Raw genomic sequence first — 16915 nt, 5'->3', positions numbered from 1 at the left:
CCTGGCGGTGTGGGTTGGGTGGGGCGTGGGCTCAGAGCGTGGTCACCGAGATGGTGCGAACGGTGCCCTGGGACGAACGGATGGTGGCGGTCGGGTTGGCTGATGGCACGACCAGCGTGTTATTCAGCGTCAGCCGCCAGCGTCCGGTCACCGGTACCGTGGTGGTGCCCAGCGTTACCAGCCCGGTCGGGGTGGTGACCTGCACGGTGATGGTGTTGCCGGTGGTCACCGACGAGGTGCCGGCGAAGTCCCAGTTGAAGCGGCCGCCGGAACGGGCCTGCACGGTCGAGGTGGTGATCGTGAAGGTTTCCGCCGCTGGCCGTGGCGATACTTGCACCGTGACGGTCGCCGGCGTCGACTGGGCGTTGAAGCTGTCCCGGGCGATGTAGGTGAAGGTCGTGGTGAAGGCCGTGGTCACGGTGGCCGGTGGGGTGTAGGTGATCACCGTGCCGTCAGTGCTGACCGTGCCGCGTCCTGCCGGCGGTTGGGTCAGGCTGGCGACGCCCAGCGGTGTGTTGCCTTCCGGATCGGTGTCGTTGGCCAGGACGTTGATCGGTATTGCAACACCCAGAGTGGCGACGCTGTCGGCGACGGCGGTCGGTGGCCGGTTAGGCGCGACGGTTACCGTCACGGTCGCCGGGTTGGCCGAGGCCAGACCTTTGCTGTCTTGCGCCTTGTAGGTAAAGGTCGTGGTCAACGGTGTGGTCACCACGGCTGGCGGGGTGTAGACCACCGAAGTGGTGCCGCTCAGCGCGACGGTGCCTTGGCCGGCGGCCGGTTGAGTCAGCGCGGTGATCGTCAGCGGCACGTTGTTGTCCGGGTCGCTGTCGTTGGTCAACAGGCTGAGGGTGATCGGCACACCGAAGCTGGTGCTGCCGGTGTCGGCGACGGCCAGTGGCGCCTGGTTCTCACCGGTGTCCGGTGCAGCACCGACCACTACGACGGGCTCGGTATCGCTGCCGCCGGCGGCGGATTTCACCGTGACGGTGGCTGGAGGCTGAGTCAGGTCGGCGACGGTGATTTTTTGCAGGGTGCCGGTTTTCGACAGACGTCCGTAGCCCTGGGCAACCATGTCCGGCACCGCGACTTCATCGGTCGAGGTGGCTTCGATCAGCATGCTGTGGTTGGCCCAGCTGTAGCGGGCGGTCTGGATTTTCACCACGTCGGTGAGCTTGGCCGAGACGGCGGTCGGACGGGTGGTGCCGGCCGGGTTGGTCGCGGTCACGACCACCACCGACGGCAGGGTGCCGTTGCCCAGGCGCTGGCCGAAGAACAGCCCGTTGTTGTCACCCAGCAGACTGGTCTGGCACGGCGTTGGCGGTGGGCCGGGCAGCAACGCCAGGGTTTCGCGGAAGCACAGGGTCGTGCTGCTGTCAGCCTTGGCGAACACCTCGGCACGCACACCGGCCGACGTCCGGCGATAGGTGGCGCGGTCGATGGCGACGTGGGTCTGTTGACGGTTGTCGAGGACCTTGCCGGCGACGGTGAACAGGTTGGTCTGAATCGAGCCGGCACCCGACGGACCATCGATCCGCAGGAAGTTGGTGTTGAACGGGCTGCCGGTCACCGCTTCGGTGAGGTTCGGGTCGCCGACGAAGGTTTCGATGCCGCCGGTGTCCGGGTTCACTTCGGTGTACGGGCCGTTGATGCTGCGCAGGAACGGGCCGATGGCGCCGTTGAGCGCACCGCTGAAGTTGCCCGGCGCGCCGATGCCGATGTCCTTGGTGATGTTGATCGCCCGCCGCCCCGGTGTGGTGACGTTGACGGTTTCAACACCATACGGGTGGGTGATGGTGTAGGTGCCGGCCACCGGGACGTTCACCCGGATACGAATCCGCGCGAAGCTTTGCTGATCGCCATCGACCGGATTCTCCGAGGCGAACGCCGCTTCGATGCCTGCGACGTAGGCGTCTACGCCGAAACCGGCACCGTTGTTTGGGATCGCGGTTTCAGCCAGGAACCAGAAAGCTTCCGGCGGCCAGTTGTCGGGGAACACCATCGGCAGGCTGTCATCGAACACGCCCGGCTCCGGCAGCAGGGTGCACATGTACGCCGGCGGGGTGCTGACCGGCACCCGCGAACTGGCGGCGCGCGATTGGCAGAGCTCCATCGACAGCAGGTTGTTGTCCTGGTACCACATCGGGAATTTCCCGGTGGCGAAGGTGTAGGGGCCGGGATCGACGGCGGCCAGTTGCGCGAACGCACTGCCGGTCAGCGAGATTGTCAGCCCGAGCGCGTTGAGCGCGAAGCGTGGCCACTTGTTCATGATGCCTCCTGATGCGGATCTGGGCATGTGAGCGTTCATTGCACGATGACCACTTCTTCGGTATCGCTGCCGCCGTTGGACGACGTCACCCGAACCTTGGCCGGTGGAATCGGCGTGATCCCGGTGGCCAGGGTTTTCACCGCGCCGTCACCGCCCAGCGCACCAATGGCGGCGCCGGTACCGGAGGTGGCGGTGAGCACCGGTGGCGAGGTTTCGTCACTGGTTGAGGCCACCACAGTCAATTGCCCGGAACTGAGGCTGTACTCGGCGCGCTGGATCACCACCAGGTCGGTCAGGGTCATGGGCAGGGTGGTCGGCGAGCTGGTGGCGATCGCCAGGTGGTTGTCGGCGGTCACTTGCAGCACGGTCGGCAGGGTCGGGTTGACCGCCGATTGCGCGTACCAGCTGCCGGTACTGTCGGCTTCTGTCATGTTCACCACGGGCGTGCTGCTGGTGATGGCGGCGGTGCCCGGCGCGGGCGGGGCTTTGACGAACACGTCTTGTTGGGCCACTGGTGCGCTTTCGCCGGGCTTGCGCGAGTAGGTGCTGCGCTCGGTGATCAGAGGCGTTGGCCGCACCACCGTCGACAACTTGCCGGACACGGCGAAGGTCGTGGTGCGCAGGTCAATGCCGCCCGGGCCTTCGATGCGCACGTAGTTGGTGTTGAACGGGCTGCCGGTCACGGCTTCGTTGAGGTTCGGGTCGCCGACAAACTGCTCGGCCGCGCCACTCACCGGGTTGGTCTCGGTGTACGGCCCGTTGACGCTGCGCAGGAACGGACCGATGTCGCCCTTGAGCGCGCCGTCGTAGGTTTTCGGAGTGCCGATGCCGATGTCGCGGGTCATGTTGATGGCGCGGCGACCGGGGGTATCGACGTTGAACACATCGACGCCGTACGGGTGGGTGATGACGTAGGTGCCAGCGGTGGGCACATCCACGCGAATGCGAATCCGCGCAAAGCTCACCTGATCGCCTTCCACCGGCTCTTCGGCGGCGAACGCGGCTTCGACGGCGCTCACGTAACCGAGGTTGATTCCGCGCGCGGCATCCACCAGCGAGGTCTCGCCGGTGAACCAGAACGCTTCATCGGGGAAGTTGGTGGGGAACACGATCGGCTGCGTGTCATCGAACACGCCGGGGGTCGGCAGCAGCGAGCACATGTACGACGGGGCGCCCGGTGTGCTCGGCACGCGGGAGCTGAGCGCTTTGGACAGGCACAGATCCAGGGTGCGACCGTGGGTGTCCTGATACCAGCTGGCGAAACCGCCATTGGCCGGTGTGTAGGGACCCGGATCGACGGCGAACAGAGCGGCCTGGGCAATGCCCTGGGCCAAGGCGCTCACGACCAGGACGGTCGCGGTTTTGGACAGTAAAGGGTGCATGAGTTAATCCCTCTATCAAAGTACCTGCCCCTTGGGGATGGGTCAGTTGCAGAGGGCTTTACAACTTCCATACCAACGACGGGCCAACCGGCCGCAAACGCCCGTGGCGCAAGGGTTCGCGGCTTGGCGTGGGGGGAAAGGGCGCAAGCCCGGATAGGGCGACTGTCCCCAGCATTGGGGATTGTGGGGGCATGAACGCCTGGCGGTTTTTGCCTGACCGGGAAATCGGCCGAGCGTGGGGCCGTTCACCCCCCGGATCCGGGCAAACACCCAACCGTGGGCTATAACCCTATAGGGACGTATCGGGAAGTCGCCGCCATGAACATGCAGTCAAAATCGCTACCGATCGAGGAGAGCAGCCAGCGGCTGAACTCGCGCAAGCAGCCGTTCAACCTGTTGCGCTGGTTTTCATTGATCAGCATGGCAGTGATCGGCACCGTGGCCGTGGCGCTCGGGGCGGTGTCGACACGGTTCGTGATCGAAGAAAGCGTGCAGCGTGATGCCTTGCTGACCGCGCAGTTCATTCAGGCCATCGCGTCGGCGGAAGTGCGCCACGTCTCGATCCCCAATATCCGCACCATGGGCGAATTGCTCGACCCGCGCCAGGACAAGAACTTTCCCGACGTCGACCCGCAAGCCCGAGCCAGCGCCCGGGGCGAATTTCTCGATCACATCGAGCATTTGCCGGACGTGATCCTCGCCAACATTTATGCGCCGGATCGTACCGTGATCTGGTCGACCAACCCCGCGCTGGTCAACACGCGTATTCATGCCGACGAAGACCTCGACCGGGCGTTCGATGAAAAGATTCCGGTGTCGGCGAGTTATCACGATGTGGACAAGGGCCGTGAAGAACAGAAGTTCGTGGTGCCGCCGGAATACATCTTCATCGAAAACTACATCCCGCTCTTCGACGCCGAGGGCAAGAATGTCACGGCGATGGTCGAGATCTATAAAGAGCCCAAAGACCTGATCGCCCGCATGGAGCGCGGGCTGACGCTGATCTGGCTGGCCACCGCGCTGGGCGGCGGGCTGATTTATTTGGGGCTGTACTGGATCGTGCGGCGGGCAGCGATTCTGCTGGCGGCCCAGCAAAAACAACTGATCGCCAACGAAACCTTTGTCGCGCTGGGCGAGATGTCATCGGCGGTGGCTCACAGCCTGCGCAACCCGCTGGCGACCATCCGTTCCAGCGCCGAGCTGGCGCTGGAATTCGATGCGGGGCCGGCGCAGAAGAACATCAAGGACATCATCGGCCAGGTCGACCGCATGTCGAAGTGGGTGCGCGAACTGCTGCAATCGTTGCGACCGCTCAATGACGACCCGGAACCGGTGAACCTGGTGGCGGCGCTGCACGACAGCCTGATGGCCTTCGAGCAGCAGATCGCCAAGGCCGGCGTGCATGTGGTGTTTCATCCCCAGCAGACGCCGATGGTGCTGAGCCAGCCCATCCAGCTCACGCAAATCCTCAACAGCCTGCTGGCCAACGCGCTGGAGGCCATGGACAAGGGCGGCACGCTGACCATCACCCTCGAACCGAGCGACAGCCGTGGCGTGAGCGTGATGCTCAGCGACACCGGTAAAGGCATGAACGAGGAACAGCGCAGCATGGCCTTCCGGCCGTTCTTCACCACCAAGCAGGGCGGCCTCGGCGTGGGGCTGGTGCTGGTCAAACGGATCATGGAACGCTTCGGCGGGGGCGTGAGCCTGGACAGCCGCGAAGGCGAGGGCACCACCGTTCGTCTGGCGTTTCAGCTCATTCAGTAAATTGGGGTGAACTTTCCCCCAGCAGTGGGTGTCAGGCCCCGGTCACCGGGGAGTGGGGAATGCAACAGCGCTCCCAAGTCCCTGTTACAACTGGAAATGATTTTTTGGCGAGGTAATTGCAAAACACCATCACCCCTTCCTTAGATGAGGCGGCTGGTGATGGACAGAGCAATGCGTGACCCCAAAAAGCTGTTCCTGTTGACGCCCCTGAGCGTCTTTCTGATGTTGACCCTCGGCCAGATGACCGCGGTCCGAGCGAGCCCGATCGACGACGAAAATCAGCCGGAGGCCTCCGACCCGTCGGCCTATTACGACGAGCCCGCAGACCGCGCCGGCGCGCTCAACGCCATCCTGACCATGCCCGAGGCCAACGAAGACTCTTTCGATCTGCCCGACGGGGTCAAAGGCACGCGCAACACGACGCGCACGGAAAACATCCTGCCGCCCACCGTCCAGACCAGTTTCAATTACCCCACCAACGGCAAGCCGAGCCCGCTGTACGGTGCGCAGCCGTTCACTCAGCAACTGGTGCTGTTCGAAGAGTTCGGCCCGGAAAAACTCGACCCGACCACACCGGCCGCGCCGTTGAGCTTCCCGCCTGCGGCCATCGGCCCGGCGCCGGCGCAAGACCCGAACAACATCGCCCGCAGCGCGCCACCCGGCACGGCGCTGGATGCATTCCTGCGTCAACCGGGGCTCACGCCATTTCCGAGCCAGTACGCCAACGTGGTTGACCGCAACCCTTGGCAGGCGCAGATCGAACTGTTTCTCAACCGTCATATCGGTTCCTCCGCCGAAGGCCGCCCACCGGGAAAAGGCTGGGCCCATCAGCGCTGGAACGAGTTCTACCCGCAAGTCGCCTACAAGACCGTGCAGACCGGTGCGCGGCTGAACGGCGGCCTGCGTGACAGTCGGCAGATGCACGGTTATGCCGTCGGCGAGTTCGGCCCTGGTGGTCTGTACCACAACGTCGCGGGCGTGCCGGCGACCGATGGCACGGCCAAGGGTGTCGACCCACGGTTCCACCCGGCGATGCCGGTGCAGGACCACAATTCGGTGTGGACCTTCGACGGCACGCTGCCGCCGAAACTGTTGATGGTGCGCTACGGCCAGCCGGTGCTGATGCGTCACTACAACGGTTTGCCGATCGACCCTTCGGCCAACCGCGGTTTCGGTCTGCACACCATCACCACCCACGAGCACAACGGCCATGCGCCAGCGGAAAGCGACGGTTATGCCAACGCGTTCTTCTTCCCCGGCCAGTTTTACGACTATCGCTGGCCGATCCAGCTCGCCGGTTACGACAGCATCAACACCAAGGCCGAAGATCCGCGCGCCGCATTCCCGTGCGCACCGGGGGAAACCCTGTGGGTCAACGACCTGCAGCCTGCGAAAAAGACCTGCGACCACGGCACCATCAAGATTCGCGGCGACTGGCGCGAAACCATGAGCACCCACTGGTTCCACGACCACATGCTCGATTTCACCGCGCAGAACGTCTACAAGGGCAACGCGGCGATGATGAATTACTACAGCGCCCTGGACCGTGGCAACGAATCGGTGAACGACGGCGTCAACCTGCGTTTCCCCAGTGGCAGCGCCTTGCCGTGGGGCAATCGCGACTACGACGTCAACCTGGTGTTCGCCGACAAGGCCTGGGATCAGCAAGGTCAGCTGTGGTTCAACCCGTTCAACACCGACGGCTTCATCGGCGATCAGGTGCTGGTCAACTGGCAGTGGAAACCGACCCTCGACGTGCGGGCGCGCAGTTATCGCTTCCGCCTCCTCAATGGTTCGGTGTCGCGCTACTTCAAGCTTGCGCTGGTGCGTGAAGTCAAAGGCACCAGTGGTGAGTTCCAGGGACCGAGAAACTCCGGTGTGTCCTACAGCCGCGTGCCGTTCCACATGATTGCCAACGACGGCAACATCATGGAACACAGCGTGCCGTTCGACGGCTCTATGGACCTGGATGCCGACGGCGACAAACAGAACCACAACGCGATTCTGCCGACTCAGGGCATCGCCGAGCGGTTCGACATCATCGTCAACTTTGCGAAAAACGGCATCAAACCGGGCGACAAGCTGTTCTTCGTCAACCTGCAGGCCCAGGACGACGGCAAGGGCCCGAAAGAAGTGATCCCGCTGGCCGACGTGCTGTCGGAGAAATACCTGGCGGTCATCAAGCAGACCAGCAAAGGCCCGCAATGGGACCGGGGCGACCCGGTGGTAGGCAAGGTTCTGCAACTCAACGTCAAGGCTTATACCGGTCAGGATCTGTCGATGAACCCGGCGGCCTACGAACCGGCCAAACCGGGCAAGGCCGAAGGCATGGTGATGATTCCGCTGAAGATTCACCGCGACAACGCTGCCGACAAGGCCTTGCTCGCCAAAGCGCTGCACCGGACCTTCATCTTCGGCCGCTCCGACGGCACCGATGAAGCGCCGTGGACGATCAAGACCGATGGCGGCTTCGGTTTCCACATGGACCCGCGCCGGTTGAATGCCTCGACCAAACTGGCCAGCGGTCCGACCGACGCCGGGGTCAGCGGCATCGGCACCCTGGAGGTGTGGAACATCAAGGCCGGCGGCACGGGCTGGAGCCATCCGGTACACGTGCACTTCGAGGAGGGGATCATCCTCAGCCGTGGCGGCAAGGCCCCGCCAGAGTGGGAAAAATGGGCGCGCAAGGACGTCTACCGCATCGGCTCGGAAGCAGACGGGCTGGACAGCGTCGAGATGGCGATCAACTTCCGCGAGTTTGCCGGGACTTACATGGAGCACTGCCACAACACCCAGCATGAGGACAACTCGATGCTGCTGCGTTGGGACCTGGAAAAACCCGGGCAACTGCAGTTGATGCCGACACCGCTGCCGAGCTGGGATGGCGTGCGCTACGTCAACTCCGCCGCACTGCCAACCTTCCGCACTGGCGACGGCTTCGGCCCGCAAGTGACCGTGAAACCATGAGCAGGGAGGGAGCCGACATGACCCAGCCAACGCCGCGCTCCCGCGCCCTGGGCATGCACCTGATTCTGGTGCTGGTCACCTGCCTGCTCGGCAGTCAGGTGCTCATCGCCCATCAGGCGCAGCCCGAAGGCGCCAGCGAATCCGCCACCCCGTGGGGTGGCGACTATTTCCCCAACACCCTGCTGACCGATCAGGACGGTCGGCAGGTGCGTTTTTTCGATGACCTGATCAAAGACAAGGTGGTGGTGATCAACTTCATCTTCACCTCGTGCAGCGACTCCTGCCCGCTGGAAACCGCGCGCCTGCGCCAGGTGCAGAAACTGCTGGGAGACCGGGTCGGGAAAGACATCTTCTTCTACTCGATCACCATCGATCCGCTGAGCGACACCCCCGAGGTGCTCAAGGCCTATGCGCAACGCTTCAAGGTCGGCCCCGGCTGGAAATTCCTTACCGGCGAGTTCGAAGACGTCACCGACTTGCGCAAGAAGCTCGGGCTGTTTATCGAAGGCGTCGACAACGGCCGCACCAAGGATCACAACCTGAGCCTGATCGTCGGCAACCAGAGCACCGGGCGCTGGATGAAAGCCTCGCCGTTCGAGAACCCGTGGATCCTCGCCGACCAGCTCGCCAACACGCTGCAGAACTGGAAACAGGCCAGCACCGAAGAAAGCTACGCCGACGCTCCGCAGATTCGTCCGCCGAGCAATGGCGAAGAACTGTTCCGTACCCGCTGCGCCTCATGTCACAGCCTCGGCCCGCAGGATGGCGAAGGCATCGGCATGCGCAACATCGGCCCGGATCTGATCGGCGTGACCCGCCAGCGTGACCCAGCCTGGCTCAATCGCTGGATCCGCGAACCGGATCGGGTGCTGGCGGAGAAAGACCCGATCGCATTGCAGCTGTTCGAGCAATACGAGCACATCCCGATGCCGAATCTGCGTCTGGATGAAGCTTCAGCGCAATCGATCATCGACTTTTTGAGTGCCGAAACCGAACGTCAGCATCCGTCGGTGCAACCCTTGGCCGACGGGGCGTTGACGCCAGTAAAACCGGGTTCTGCGAGCGACGCGGTGAGTCGTATGCAGTAGCGGCTAAATAGCATCATTGAACCGTGTGTCACGGTCATTGCCACCTACACTCATTCGAGAAGGCGGCTGTTACGGGCTCGACACAAAAACGCCAGGGCATTCCCATGCAGCGACTGGAAGAACAAAAAACAGCAGCGCCGAACGTGGCGTTGGCAGCCATCAAGAGTTGGGGCGGGCAGTTCAATCTGCTGCGCTGGTTCTCGCTGGCCAGTTTTTTCATCATCGCGGCCGTGGCGCTGGGGTTGGGGTATATCTCCACGCGCTTCGTGGTCACCGAAAGCGTGGAGCGCGATGCGCTGCTCACCGCGCAATTCGTGCAGGCCATCGGCGATGCGGAAATGCGCCACGCCAACATCACGCCGCAACGAACCATGGGCGAGATGCTCGACCCGCGCCAGGACGGGAACTACCCCGACGTCGACCCGCTGGCCCATGCGTCGGCCCGCGCCGAGTTTCTCGATCATGTCGAACACTTGCCCGACGTGTTGCTGGCCACGGTGTACGCCCTGGACCGCACGATTATCTGGTCGACCAACCCAGAGCTGATCAACGTCAGGATCGAAGACGACGACGAGCTGGACGAGTCGTTCGAAATGAAGGTGCCGGTGTCCTCCAGCTACCACAAGATCGACGACGAAAAACCCGAGCAGCGGCTGTCCCGCGAACCGAAATACCTGTTCATCGAAAACTACATTCCGATGTTCAACGCCGACAAAAGCAAAGTCGTCGCCATGGTCGAGGTTTACAAGGAACCGGCGGATCTGGTGGACCGCATCGACCGCGGGTTCGCCTCGATCTGGGCCGCAACGATCCTCGGTGGTGCGGCGATTTATCTCGGCTTGTTCTGGATCGTGCGGCGCGCCTCGACCCTGCTGCAGAGCCAGCAACAGCAATTGATCAGCAACGAAACCTTTGTCGCCCTGGGCGAGATGTCCTCGGCGGTGGCCCACAGCCTGCGCAATCCGTTGGCTACCGTTCGCTCCAGCGCCGAACTGGCCCAGGAAATTGCCAGCCCGGGTGCGCAGCGCAATATCGGCGACATCATCAGCCAGGTTGACCGGATGTCGCGCTGGGTGCGCGAGCTGCTGGTGTCGTTGCGCCCGATGAGTGACGACGGCGAGGCGGTGGAATTGCTGGCGGCGGTCGAGGACACCCTGGGGGCGTTTGACGCGCTGATCCGGCGCAATGGCGTCGAAGTGCGATTCACGCCACAAAATTGCCCGCCGGTCGTCAGTCAAAAGGTGCTGCTGACGCAAATACTCAATAGCCTGTTTGCCAACGCCCTGGAAGCGATGCCCAAGGGGGGCGTACTGAGTGTCGAGATTGAAACACCGCACACCGGTCATGTGCGCATGACTCTGAGCGACACCGGCAAAGGCATGAGCGCGCAGCAGCAACAGCTGGTGTTCAAACCGTTTTTCACCACCAAGCAGGGCGGCCTCGGGGTTGGCCTCGCGCTGGTCAAAAGAATCATGGAGCGGTTTCAGGGTTCGGTCATTCTGACCAGCCGGGAGCAGGAAGGAACCCGCGTCAGTCTCAACTTTAGAGTGGCATCGGGAGGGGAATATGGAACACAGCATTCTGCTGGTCGAGGATGACGAACTGCTGGCCGAGAATATTCAGACCTACCTGGAGCGCAAAGACTTCGAGGTGACGGTCTGCCACTCGGCCGAGGACGCGCTGGGGCAACTGGAAAGCTTCATGCCGGACATCGTCCTGACCGACAACTCGCTGCCGGGCATGAGCGGTCACGATCTGATCCAGAAGCTGCGCATCAGCGCGCCGGAACTGAAAGTGATCATGATGACCGGCTACGGCAACGTCGAAGACGCGGTGGTCGCAATGAAGGAGGGCGCCTTTCATTACGTCACCAAACCGGTCGCGCTGCCGGAACTCAAACTGCTGCTGGACAAGGCCCTGGCCACCGAACGGATGGAACGCACGCTGTCGTTCTATCAGGAGCGCGAGGCGCAGAAGTCCGGGGTGCAGGCGCTGATCGGCGAGTCGTCGCCGATGCAGTACCTGAAAAACACCATCGGCCAGTTGCTCGACGCCGAGCGGCGCATGGCCAACACCGATCTGCCGCCCGTACTGGTGGAGGGCGAAACCGGAACCGGCAAGGAACTGGTGGCCCGCGCGCTGCACTTCGACGGCCCGCGCAGCAAAGGCCCGTTCATTGAATTCAACTGCGCGTCGATTCCGTCCAACCTCGTGGAATCGGAATTGTTCGGCCACGAGAAAGGCGCATTCACCGACGCCAAGGATCGCCGGGTCGGGCTGGTGGAAGCGGCGGACGGCGGCACGTTGTTTCTCGACGAGATCGGCGAAATGGACCTGCTGTTGCAGGCCAAACTGCTCAAGCTATTGGAAGATCGCACTATTCGCCGGGTCGGCTCGGTGAAGGAACGCAAGGTCAACCTGCGGGTGATCAGCGCCACCAATTGCAACCTTGAGCAGATGGTCCAGCAGGGCAAGTTCCGCCGCGATCTGTTTTTCCGTTTGCGGATCATCTCGATCAAGGTGCCGCGCCTGTACGCCCGTGGCGAAGACATCTTGCTGCTGGCCCGGCACTTCCTCGCCAGCCACGGCAAGCGCTACGGCAAACCGAACCTGCATTTCAGCGATCAGGCCGAAGAGCTGCTGCTCAGCTACACCTGGCCGGGCAACGTGCGCGAACTGCGCAACATGCTCGAACAGACCGTGCTGCTGGCGCCGAGCGACACCATCGCCGCGCATCAACTGAACGTGTGCATGAGCCTGTGCGATGAGCTGCCACCGCAGCATCAGCACGAGGTGCCGCACACGCACTTCGAACCGCGCCCGGCGAGCAACACCGAATCGATGAACCTGCCGGAGGTCGAGCGCGACATGGTGCGCAAGATGCTCGACAAGACCGACTGGAACGTCACCAAATCGGCGCGCCTGCTGGGCCTGAGCCGCGACATGCTGCGCTACCGCATCGAAAAGCTCGGCCTGGCCCGTCCGGACAAGCGTCAGTGGTAGACCGCGTTGCTGCGCGGACTCGGTGTGCCGAGGCATTCCAGCACGCACGTCGGGTCCAGCACTTCGTCGTTGACGTAGATGCCGCGTTCGGCATCGTAGGTGCGGATAAACACCCGCACCGTCGCATCGGCCACAGTGGGCAGTTGCGAGTCATGGAACACGTGGCGATCCGGGATGACGATGAAATCCTGCGGCGCCGTGTCATCGAACGGCCGGGGCGGCTGAGCGGACAGCGACGGCGGAGCAGGGTGGGCAAAAGGCTGGTCCGCCCCGTAGTAGTTGAAGTTGCTGTCCAGCGCCTGCGCCTGGGCGGCGGCGAGCAGACAGGCGGACAACAGCAGTCGATTGAACATTCCCATGGCAGCACCTGTGGAAGCGGATTTCCCCAAGGCTATTAACTATAGCTGCCCGCGGTGCAGGCGTTGGTGCAGGCGTTGGTGCAAGTGTCGTCGGCTTACAAGTTCGCAACAACCTGTTGCGCGAGGCTGAACTAGACTCGGGCCCGCTCAATTGTGAGCATCGCCCGGAGTGCGCCATGGAAGTGCCAAATAATAAAAACGCCGTCGAGAGCAATCGTCAGGCGTGGAATGATTCCGCCCGTCATCACCAGGATTCGCCCGACTGGCAGGCCTTGCTGACCGAAGTCACGCAGGCTGACTTTTCCTGCCTCGACGACACCCTTCGCGGCTTGCTCGAGCAGGTCGGTGTCGATGGCAAAGACGTCGCGCAGCTGTGTTGCAACAACGGCCGCGAAAGCCTATCGCTGTTTGCCCTCGGCGCACGGAGCGTGGTTGGCATCGATCAGTCGAGGGCGTTTCTCGAACAGGCCCGCGAACTGAACAAGCGTTCGCCGCACAACGCCGAATTCATAGAAGCCGATATTTATCATTTGCCCGAATCACTGCGCGCCCGTTTCGACGTCGCGCTGATCACCATCGGCGTCTTTGGCTGGATGCCCGACATCGGCGAGTTCTTTCGCCACGTCGCCTCGACCCTGAAACCGGGCGGTCAACTGGTGATCTACGAAACCCACCCGTTCCTGGAAATGGTCGACCCCGAGGCCGAAGACCCTTTTCGCCTCGCCACCTCTTACTTCCGGGAAGAACCTTTCGTGCTGGAAAAACCGATCGTCTACGTCGGCAAGATCGAACAGCCAGCGGCGAAGTCCTACTGGTTCGTGCACAACCTCGGCGCGATCTTCACCGCCGCCATCGAGGCCGGCCTGAACATCACGCACTTCAAGGAATACCCGCACTCGAACCGGGAAGAAGTCTATGACCAGTACCAGAACCGCGGGGCGCAGATGCCGATGTGTTTTACGTGGGTGGGGGTGAAACGCTGAGGCAAGTACAAGAGGGGGAGGCGAGAGGCGCTGTCTCTTTTTCGGTGAGTCGGATACGGGCTTGCGTCACGTATCCGATTGCTCGAAACAACTCTTCATCGTCACCTTCTGCCAGTACCTGAGAGAGGTACTCACGGATGGTATTCAGATCAACCAGAAGTGCCGTCATTTCAAAATCGGATGTGTTTTGTTCCATCGGTTTGTCTCTGCGTTTCTGCATGAATGTATTCATTCACATGATTGCGAGCAGCCAGATGGAGCCGAAACTGAATGTCGCTGGTTCCTGTACGAGCGTAGGAAGATTCTGCGGCGCCGTCCCGGCCGCCGCAGGTTAAACCCCTCAAGCCTGCGCAGCCGCCGTCACCACCGGCCGTCCCGGTTTGCGCAGTGGGTCCAGGCGTGAGCCTTCGTAGCGGGTTTCGCGGAAGAAGCGCCATTTGCCGAACAGGCAATAGACGTGCATGACGCGGCCCTGTTCGTGGTAGCCCATGCGGATGTGCAGTTTCAGCGCCGGGATGTTGTGGGTCTCGCAGACGTCCACCACTTTGTTGCAACCCTGGGCGGCCATGGCTTCCCAGAGGGCGACCTGGACGTCCACCGACAGGCTGCTGCCGAAGTAGGCGCGAATCATTTCGCCGCCGAATTCGAAGAACTCGCCGGGTTTGACCGGGAAGGTGCAGCCGTAATAGTGGCGGTCGTGGTAGTCGCGAATGCTGCCCCAGATAAACCCGACCGCATGGCCGTCGGCGTCCAGGTACATGTGCCCGGTGTGGCCCTCGTTGGCCAGTTCGGCCATGGTCTCAACGCGATCCCCGAAGTGCTTGGCGAACGCGCCGGCATTCTCGGCGGTGATGTCGACTTTGCGCAGGCCGTCGTAGGGGCGCAGCTTGTGCGGCGGTATCGGGCTGACCAGGTCGCGCTCCATCCACAACAGTTCCCAATGGAAGAACACGTAGCGTTTCCACAACGTGCCGAGGGTGCGGCCCAGGCCTTTTTGCTTGATACGTTCGCGCAGCTTTTCAATGACGCTCATGATGCCCTCCGTGGCCGAAGCCCGGGTGTTGTGGATGACGCTTTTGTGGGTATAGATCACCCCTGCAAGTCCATGTCAAAGCGCCAGCTTTGAATGTATTGCAAGTTGTGTAACGGTTCAGAGTGCCTCAGCACCGCGTAGAAAATCCTTGTTCAGATCGGCATAGGAAACCCGTGGGACGCCCGCCAGCCGCTGCTCTAGCACGCGGCTCAGGGACTCTCCCGGTTGCAGATACGCGTCGCCGAAATCCGCACCGAGCTGGTTCGGATGGGCGACGATTTCCAGCACGCCGTCGGTCGGCGCAGCAGCGTTGCGCAGGTCCACCGGCGTGCAGACGTAATCCGCCGTGGCCCCGGCCAGACCTTGCAACCGACGGTTGAGCAAACCCTTGAACACGCGTTTGGGCAGGCTGAGGTTTTGCCCCAGATTGCGCGCCAGCCGCACCGGCACACCTTGATGGGCAGCGAAGCGCGCGACGATCTCGCCGATCGGCCAGATGTTGTGCACGTGCTGATGCGAATCGAGGTGGCTGGGACGCACGCCGTGATCGACGCAGCGCTGCCACTGCGCCTGCAATTCTTCCTGTACCGCCTCGCGATCTTCGCGGCCCAGCCACAGGCTGTGGCGAGGCAGGCTGAGGTCGAACACGCCGTGGCTGTCGCAGAAGGTGCGACGTTCGAGAATGGCCCGGCTCAACGGCCGGCCGTAGGTCAGGTTGAAGTGCAGGCCGATCCGGCCTTCCAGCAGCGGCAGCCGGGCCATGGCGCAGGCCGCTTCGAACGCCGGCATGTTGGCCATGGCGGTGGCGGAACTGATGACCCCGGCCTGGAACGCACCGAGGATCACCGCGTTTTCGTTCGGGCTCAGGCCGAAATCGTCAGCGTTGACTATGACTTGGCGAGGCATGTTCGCCCTCCTTGGTGGGGTTGATCACAGGTGTCGCAATGACTGCCGCTTTGGCCGCCGCACGCTTCGCCCGCCATTGTTGCAACCCAGGCTTGAGCCGGTGCCAGACGCGCAATCCCAGCCCCAGCAACAGACCGCTGGGGCGCCACGAGTAGAAACTCCAGCGCCAGTGTTCCAGTTGCCCGGTCATGCGTTCGTGCAGTTGATGGCTGGAGTTTTCCAGGCTGACCCGGGAGGCATCGATCCAGCGCCAGTTGTCATCCAGCCCCCAGCGAATCCATTCCTCCAGCAACACCCGGCCGCTGCCCAGATCGGCGTATTGCGGCAGGAAAGCGAGGTTGTAATCGTAGAGCCGGCCCTGTTCGAACAGGCCGAGCCGATAGCTGATGCAACGCCCGTCCAGTTCCAGCATCACCACGCGCACCCGATCCGAAGCGGCGAGGGCGGTGAAGGCGTTTTCCATGCAGCGGCGGCTGCCTTCACTGGCAAAGATCCCGACGCCTTCGTCGCCTTTCCAGCTGACTGCTTCGACTTCGCTGATGGCCTGCAGCAACGGGCCCATGGTGGCTGCGTCGGGAATGATCCGCCGGACTTCGGCACCGCACGCGGCAATCCGCTTGCGGGCTCGGCGCAGTTTGTAGCGGGGATCGCCCGAGACTTCCTGGCGGTCGGCGTCGCTGATCAGGTGCACCGGCACCCGACAGCTCAAGCGACGTTCGCCGGTGGAACTGTGGGCCATCCATTCGGTGAGCACGCTTTCGTCGCCGACCGGCTCGGCGATTTCGTTGAGTTGCAGCAGGGCGTGGGGCACTCGCTGGCGAATCAGCCGCAGGGCCTGGCGCATGTCTTCGGCGTCAAGCTGTGATAACAACGCCAGGCGATCGGCCAGCGGATAACCCAGGTGATGCACCACCCGGAACGGCAAACCGAAAAACCGTTCACGGCTCGCCACCAGTGGCAGGCACAGGCGCAATTCGTCTGCTTCCCAACCCAGCAATACATGCAGCCGCTCGTGCGCGTCGAGCGCCTGCTCTGCCGCACACAGCCAGTCGAGGCTGTTGAACGGCGTGTGATCCGTCACCCGCAGGCGCAGCGCTTCATAGGCCGCCGCCGGGAAGTCAGGTGCGCACAACGAGGTGCGCCATTCGAATCGCGCCATAG

General features: G+C 62.8%; 13 protein-coding genes. 6 read left to right on the top strand and 7 right to left on the bottom strand.

All coding sequences use genetic code 11. The features are described 5' to 3' along the window. Positions 1–31 precede the first annotated feature (31 nt). Positions 32–2266 carry an Ig-like domain-containing protein gene (locus CAF90_RS17005; RefSeq protein WP_085607695.1) on the bottom strand — a complete coding sequence of 745 codons (2235 nt, stop codon included), beginning with the start codon at positions 2264–2266 and terminating at the stop codon, positions 32–34. A 35-nt stretch (positions 2267–2301) separates the two neighbouring features. Next, positions 2302–3648 (bottom strand): hypothetical protein, encoded by a 1347-nt coding sequence (locus CAF90_RS17000; RefSeq protein ID WP_085607693.1) that lies wholly within the window; start codon positions 3646–3648, stop codon positions 2302–2304. 318 nt (positions 3649–3966) lie between these two features. Here CAF90_RS17000 and CAF90_RS16995 point away from each other — a divergent pair, with 318 nt between their 5' ends. The 5 genes from CAF90_RS16995 (at position 3967) to CAF90_RS16975 (ending at position 12473) form a co-directional block, all read left to right on the top strand. Continuing rightward, entirely contained in the window at positions 3967–5415 is a 1449-nt protein-coding gene (locus CAF90_RS16995) for an ATP-binding protein (protein ID WP_085607691.1), read from the top strand. A 159-nt stretch (positions 5416–5574) separates the two neighbouring features. Then, positions 5575–8382, top strand: coding sequence for a multicopper oxidase domain-containing protein (locus tag CAF90_RS16990; RefSeq protein ID WP_085607689.1), 2808 nt, complete (start codon positions 5575–5577; stop codon positions 8380–8382). A gap of 17 nt (positions 8383–8399) precedes the next feature. Continuing rightward, positions 8400–9470 carry an SCO family protein gene (locus CAF90_RS16985; RefSeq protein WP_371915864.1) on the top strand — a complete coding sequence of 357 codons (1071 nt, stop codon included), beginning with the start codon at positions 8400–8402 and terminating at the stop codon, positions 9468–9470. Positions 9471–9574: 104 nt separating this feature from the next. Then, a complete protein-coding gene (locus tag CAF90_RS16980) occupies positions 9575–11068 on the top strand; it encodes a HAMP domain-containing sensor histidine kinase (protein WP_085607685.1) in 1494 nt (497 codons plus the stop codon). Further along, positions 11037–12473 (top strand): sigma-54 dependent transcriptional regulator, encoded by a 1437-nt coding sequence (locus CAF90_RS16975; RefSeq protein WP_085607683.1) that lies wholly within the window; start codon positions 11037–11039, stop codon positions 12471–12473. The genes CAF90_RS16980 and CAF90_RS16975 overlap by 32 nt, the downstream gene beginning before the upstream one ends. Here CAF90_RS16975 and CAF90_RS16970 read toward each other — a convergent pair. Then, positions 12464–12832: a hypothetical protein gene (locus CAF90_RS16970; protein ID WP_085607681.1), complete on the bottom strand. Its 369-nt coding sequence runs from the start codon at positions 12830–12832 to the stop codon at positions 12464–12466. The genes CAF90_RS16975 and CAF90_RS16970 overlap by 10 nt on opposite strands. A 176-nt stretch (positions 12833–13008) precedes the next feature. Between CAF90_RS16970 and CAF90_RS16965 the strand changes: the two genes are divergently transcribed. Beyond that, the gene (locus tag CAF90_RS16965; protein ID WP_085607680.1) at positions 13009–13815 is read left to right on the top strand and encodes a class I SAM-dependent methyltransferase; all 807 of its coding nucleotides are present in this window, start codon (positions 13009–13011) and stop codon (positions 13813–13815) included. Here CAF90_RS16965 and CAF90_RS29935 read toward each other — a convergent pair. From CAF90_RS29935 to CAF90_RS16950, 4 genes are all read right to left on the bottom strand, one after another. Beyond that, positions 13790–14011 carry a hypothetical protein gene (locus CAF90_RS29935; protein WP_371915866.1) on the bottom strand — a complete coding sequence of 74 codons (222 nt, stop codon included), beginning with the start codon at positions 14009–14011 and terminating at the stop codon, positions 13790–13792. The two genes, CAF90_RS16965 and CAF90_RS29935, sit on opposite strands and share 26 nt — an antisense overlap. Positions 14012–14155: 144 nt before the next feature. Beyond that, positions 14156–14848 carry an N-acetyltransferase gene (locus CAF90_RS16960; protein ID WP_085607954.1) on the bottom strand — a complete coding sequence of 231 codons (693 nt, stop codon included), beginning with the start codon at positions 14846–14848 and terminating at the stop codon, positions 14156–14158. Positions 14849–14965: 117 nt separating this feature from the next. Then, positions 14966–15754 carry a ChbG/HpnK family deacetylase gene (locus CAF90_RS16955; RefSeq protein WP_085607952.1) on the bottom strand — a complete coding sequence of 263 codons (789 nt, stop codon included), beginning with the start codon at positions 15752–15754 and terminating at the stop codon, positions 14966–14968. Next, on the bottom strand, positions 15726–16913 hold the full coding sequence (locus CAF90_RS16950) for a GNAT family N-acetyltransferase (protein ID WP_085607678.1): 1188 nt from the start codon (positions 16911–16913) through the stop codon (positions 15726–15728). The genes CAF90_RS16955 and CAF90_RS16950 overlap by 29 nt, the downstream gene beginning before the upstream one ends. Positions 16914–16915: the final 2 nt, after the last annotated feature.

It is taken from the genome of Pseudomonas sp. B37(2017) (assembly GCF_002112885.1).
GTDB lineage: Bacteria > Pseudomonadota > Gammaproteobacteria > Pseudomonadales > Pseudomonadaceae > Aquipseudomonas > Aquipseudomonas paraglycinae.
The sequence above is the reverse complement of the archived record's forward strand: the minus strand, read 5'-3'. Positions and strand labels throughout refer to the sequence as shown.

Excerpts from the sequence above, each read along its gene's own strand:
- CAF90_RS16980 (WP_085607685.1), top strand. The coding sequence starts at position 9,575 with ATGCAGCGACTGGAAGAACAAAAAACAGCAGCGCCGAACGTGGCGTTG.
- CAF90_RS16955 (WP_085607952.1), bottom strand. The coding sequence starts at position 15,754 with ATGCCTCGCCAAGTCATAGTCAACGCTGACGATTTCGGCCTGAGCCCG.
- CAF90_RS29935 (WP_371915866.1), bottom strand. The coding sequence starts at position 14,011 with ATGGAACAAAACACATCCGATTTTGAAATGACGGCACTTCTGGTTGAT.
- CAF90_RS17005 (WP_085607695.1), bottom strand. The coding sequence starts at position 2,266 with ATGAACAAGTGGCCACGCTTCGCGCTCAACGCGCTCGGGCTGACAATC.
- CAF90_RS16970 (WP_085607681.1), bottom strand. The coding sequence starts at position 12,832 with ATGGGAATGTTCAATCGACTGCTGTTGTCCGCCTGTCTGCTCGCCGCC.
- CAF90_RS17000 (WP_085607693.1), bottom strand. The coding sequence starts at position 3,648 with ATGCACCCTTTACTGTCCAAAACCGCGACCGTCCTGGTCGTGAGCGCC.
- CAF90_RS16975 (WP_085607683.1), top strand. The coding sequence starts at position 11,037 with ATGGAACACAGCATTCTGCTGGTCGAGGATGACGAACTGCTGGCCGAG.
- CAF90_RS16960 (WP_085607954.1), bottom strand. The coding sequence starts at position 14,848 with ATGAGCGTCATTGAAAAGCTGCGCGAACGTATCAAGCAAAAAGGCCTG.
- CAF90_RS16995 (WP_085607691.1), top strand. The coding sequence starts at position 3,967 with ATGAACATGCAGTCAAAATCGCTACCGATCGAGGAGAGCAGCCAGCGG.
- CAF90_RS16985 (WP_371915864.1), top strand. The coding sequence starts at position 8,400 with ATGACCCAGCCAACGCCGCGCTCCCGCGCCCTGGGCATGCACCTGATT.
- CAF90_RS16990 (WP_085607689.1), top strand. The coding sequence starts at position 5,575 with ATGGACAGAGCAATGCGTGACCCCAAAAAGCTGTTCCTGTTGACGCCC.
- CAF90_RS16950 (WP_085607678.1), bottom strand. The coding sequence starts at position 16,913 with ATGGCGCGATTCGAATGGCGCACCTCGTTGTGCGCACCTGACTTCCCG.
- CAF90_RS16965 (WP_085607680.1), top strand. The coding sequence starts at position 13,009 with ATGGAAGTGCCAAATAATAAAAACGCCGTCGAGAGCAATCGTCAGGCG.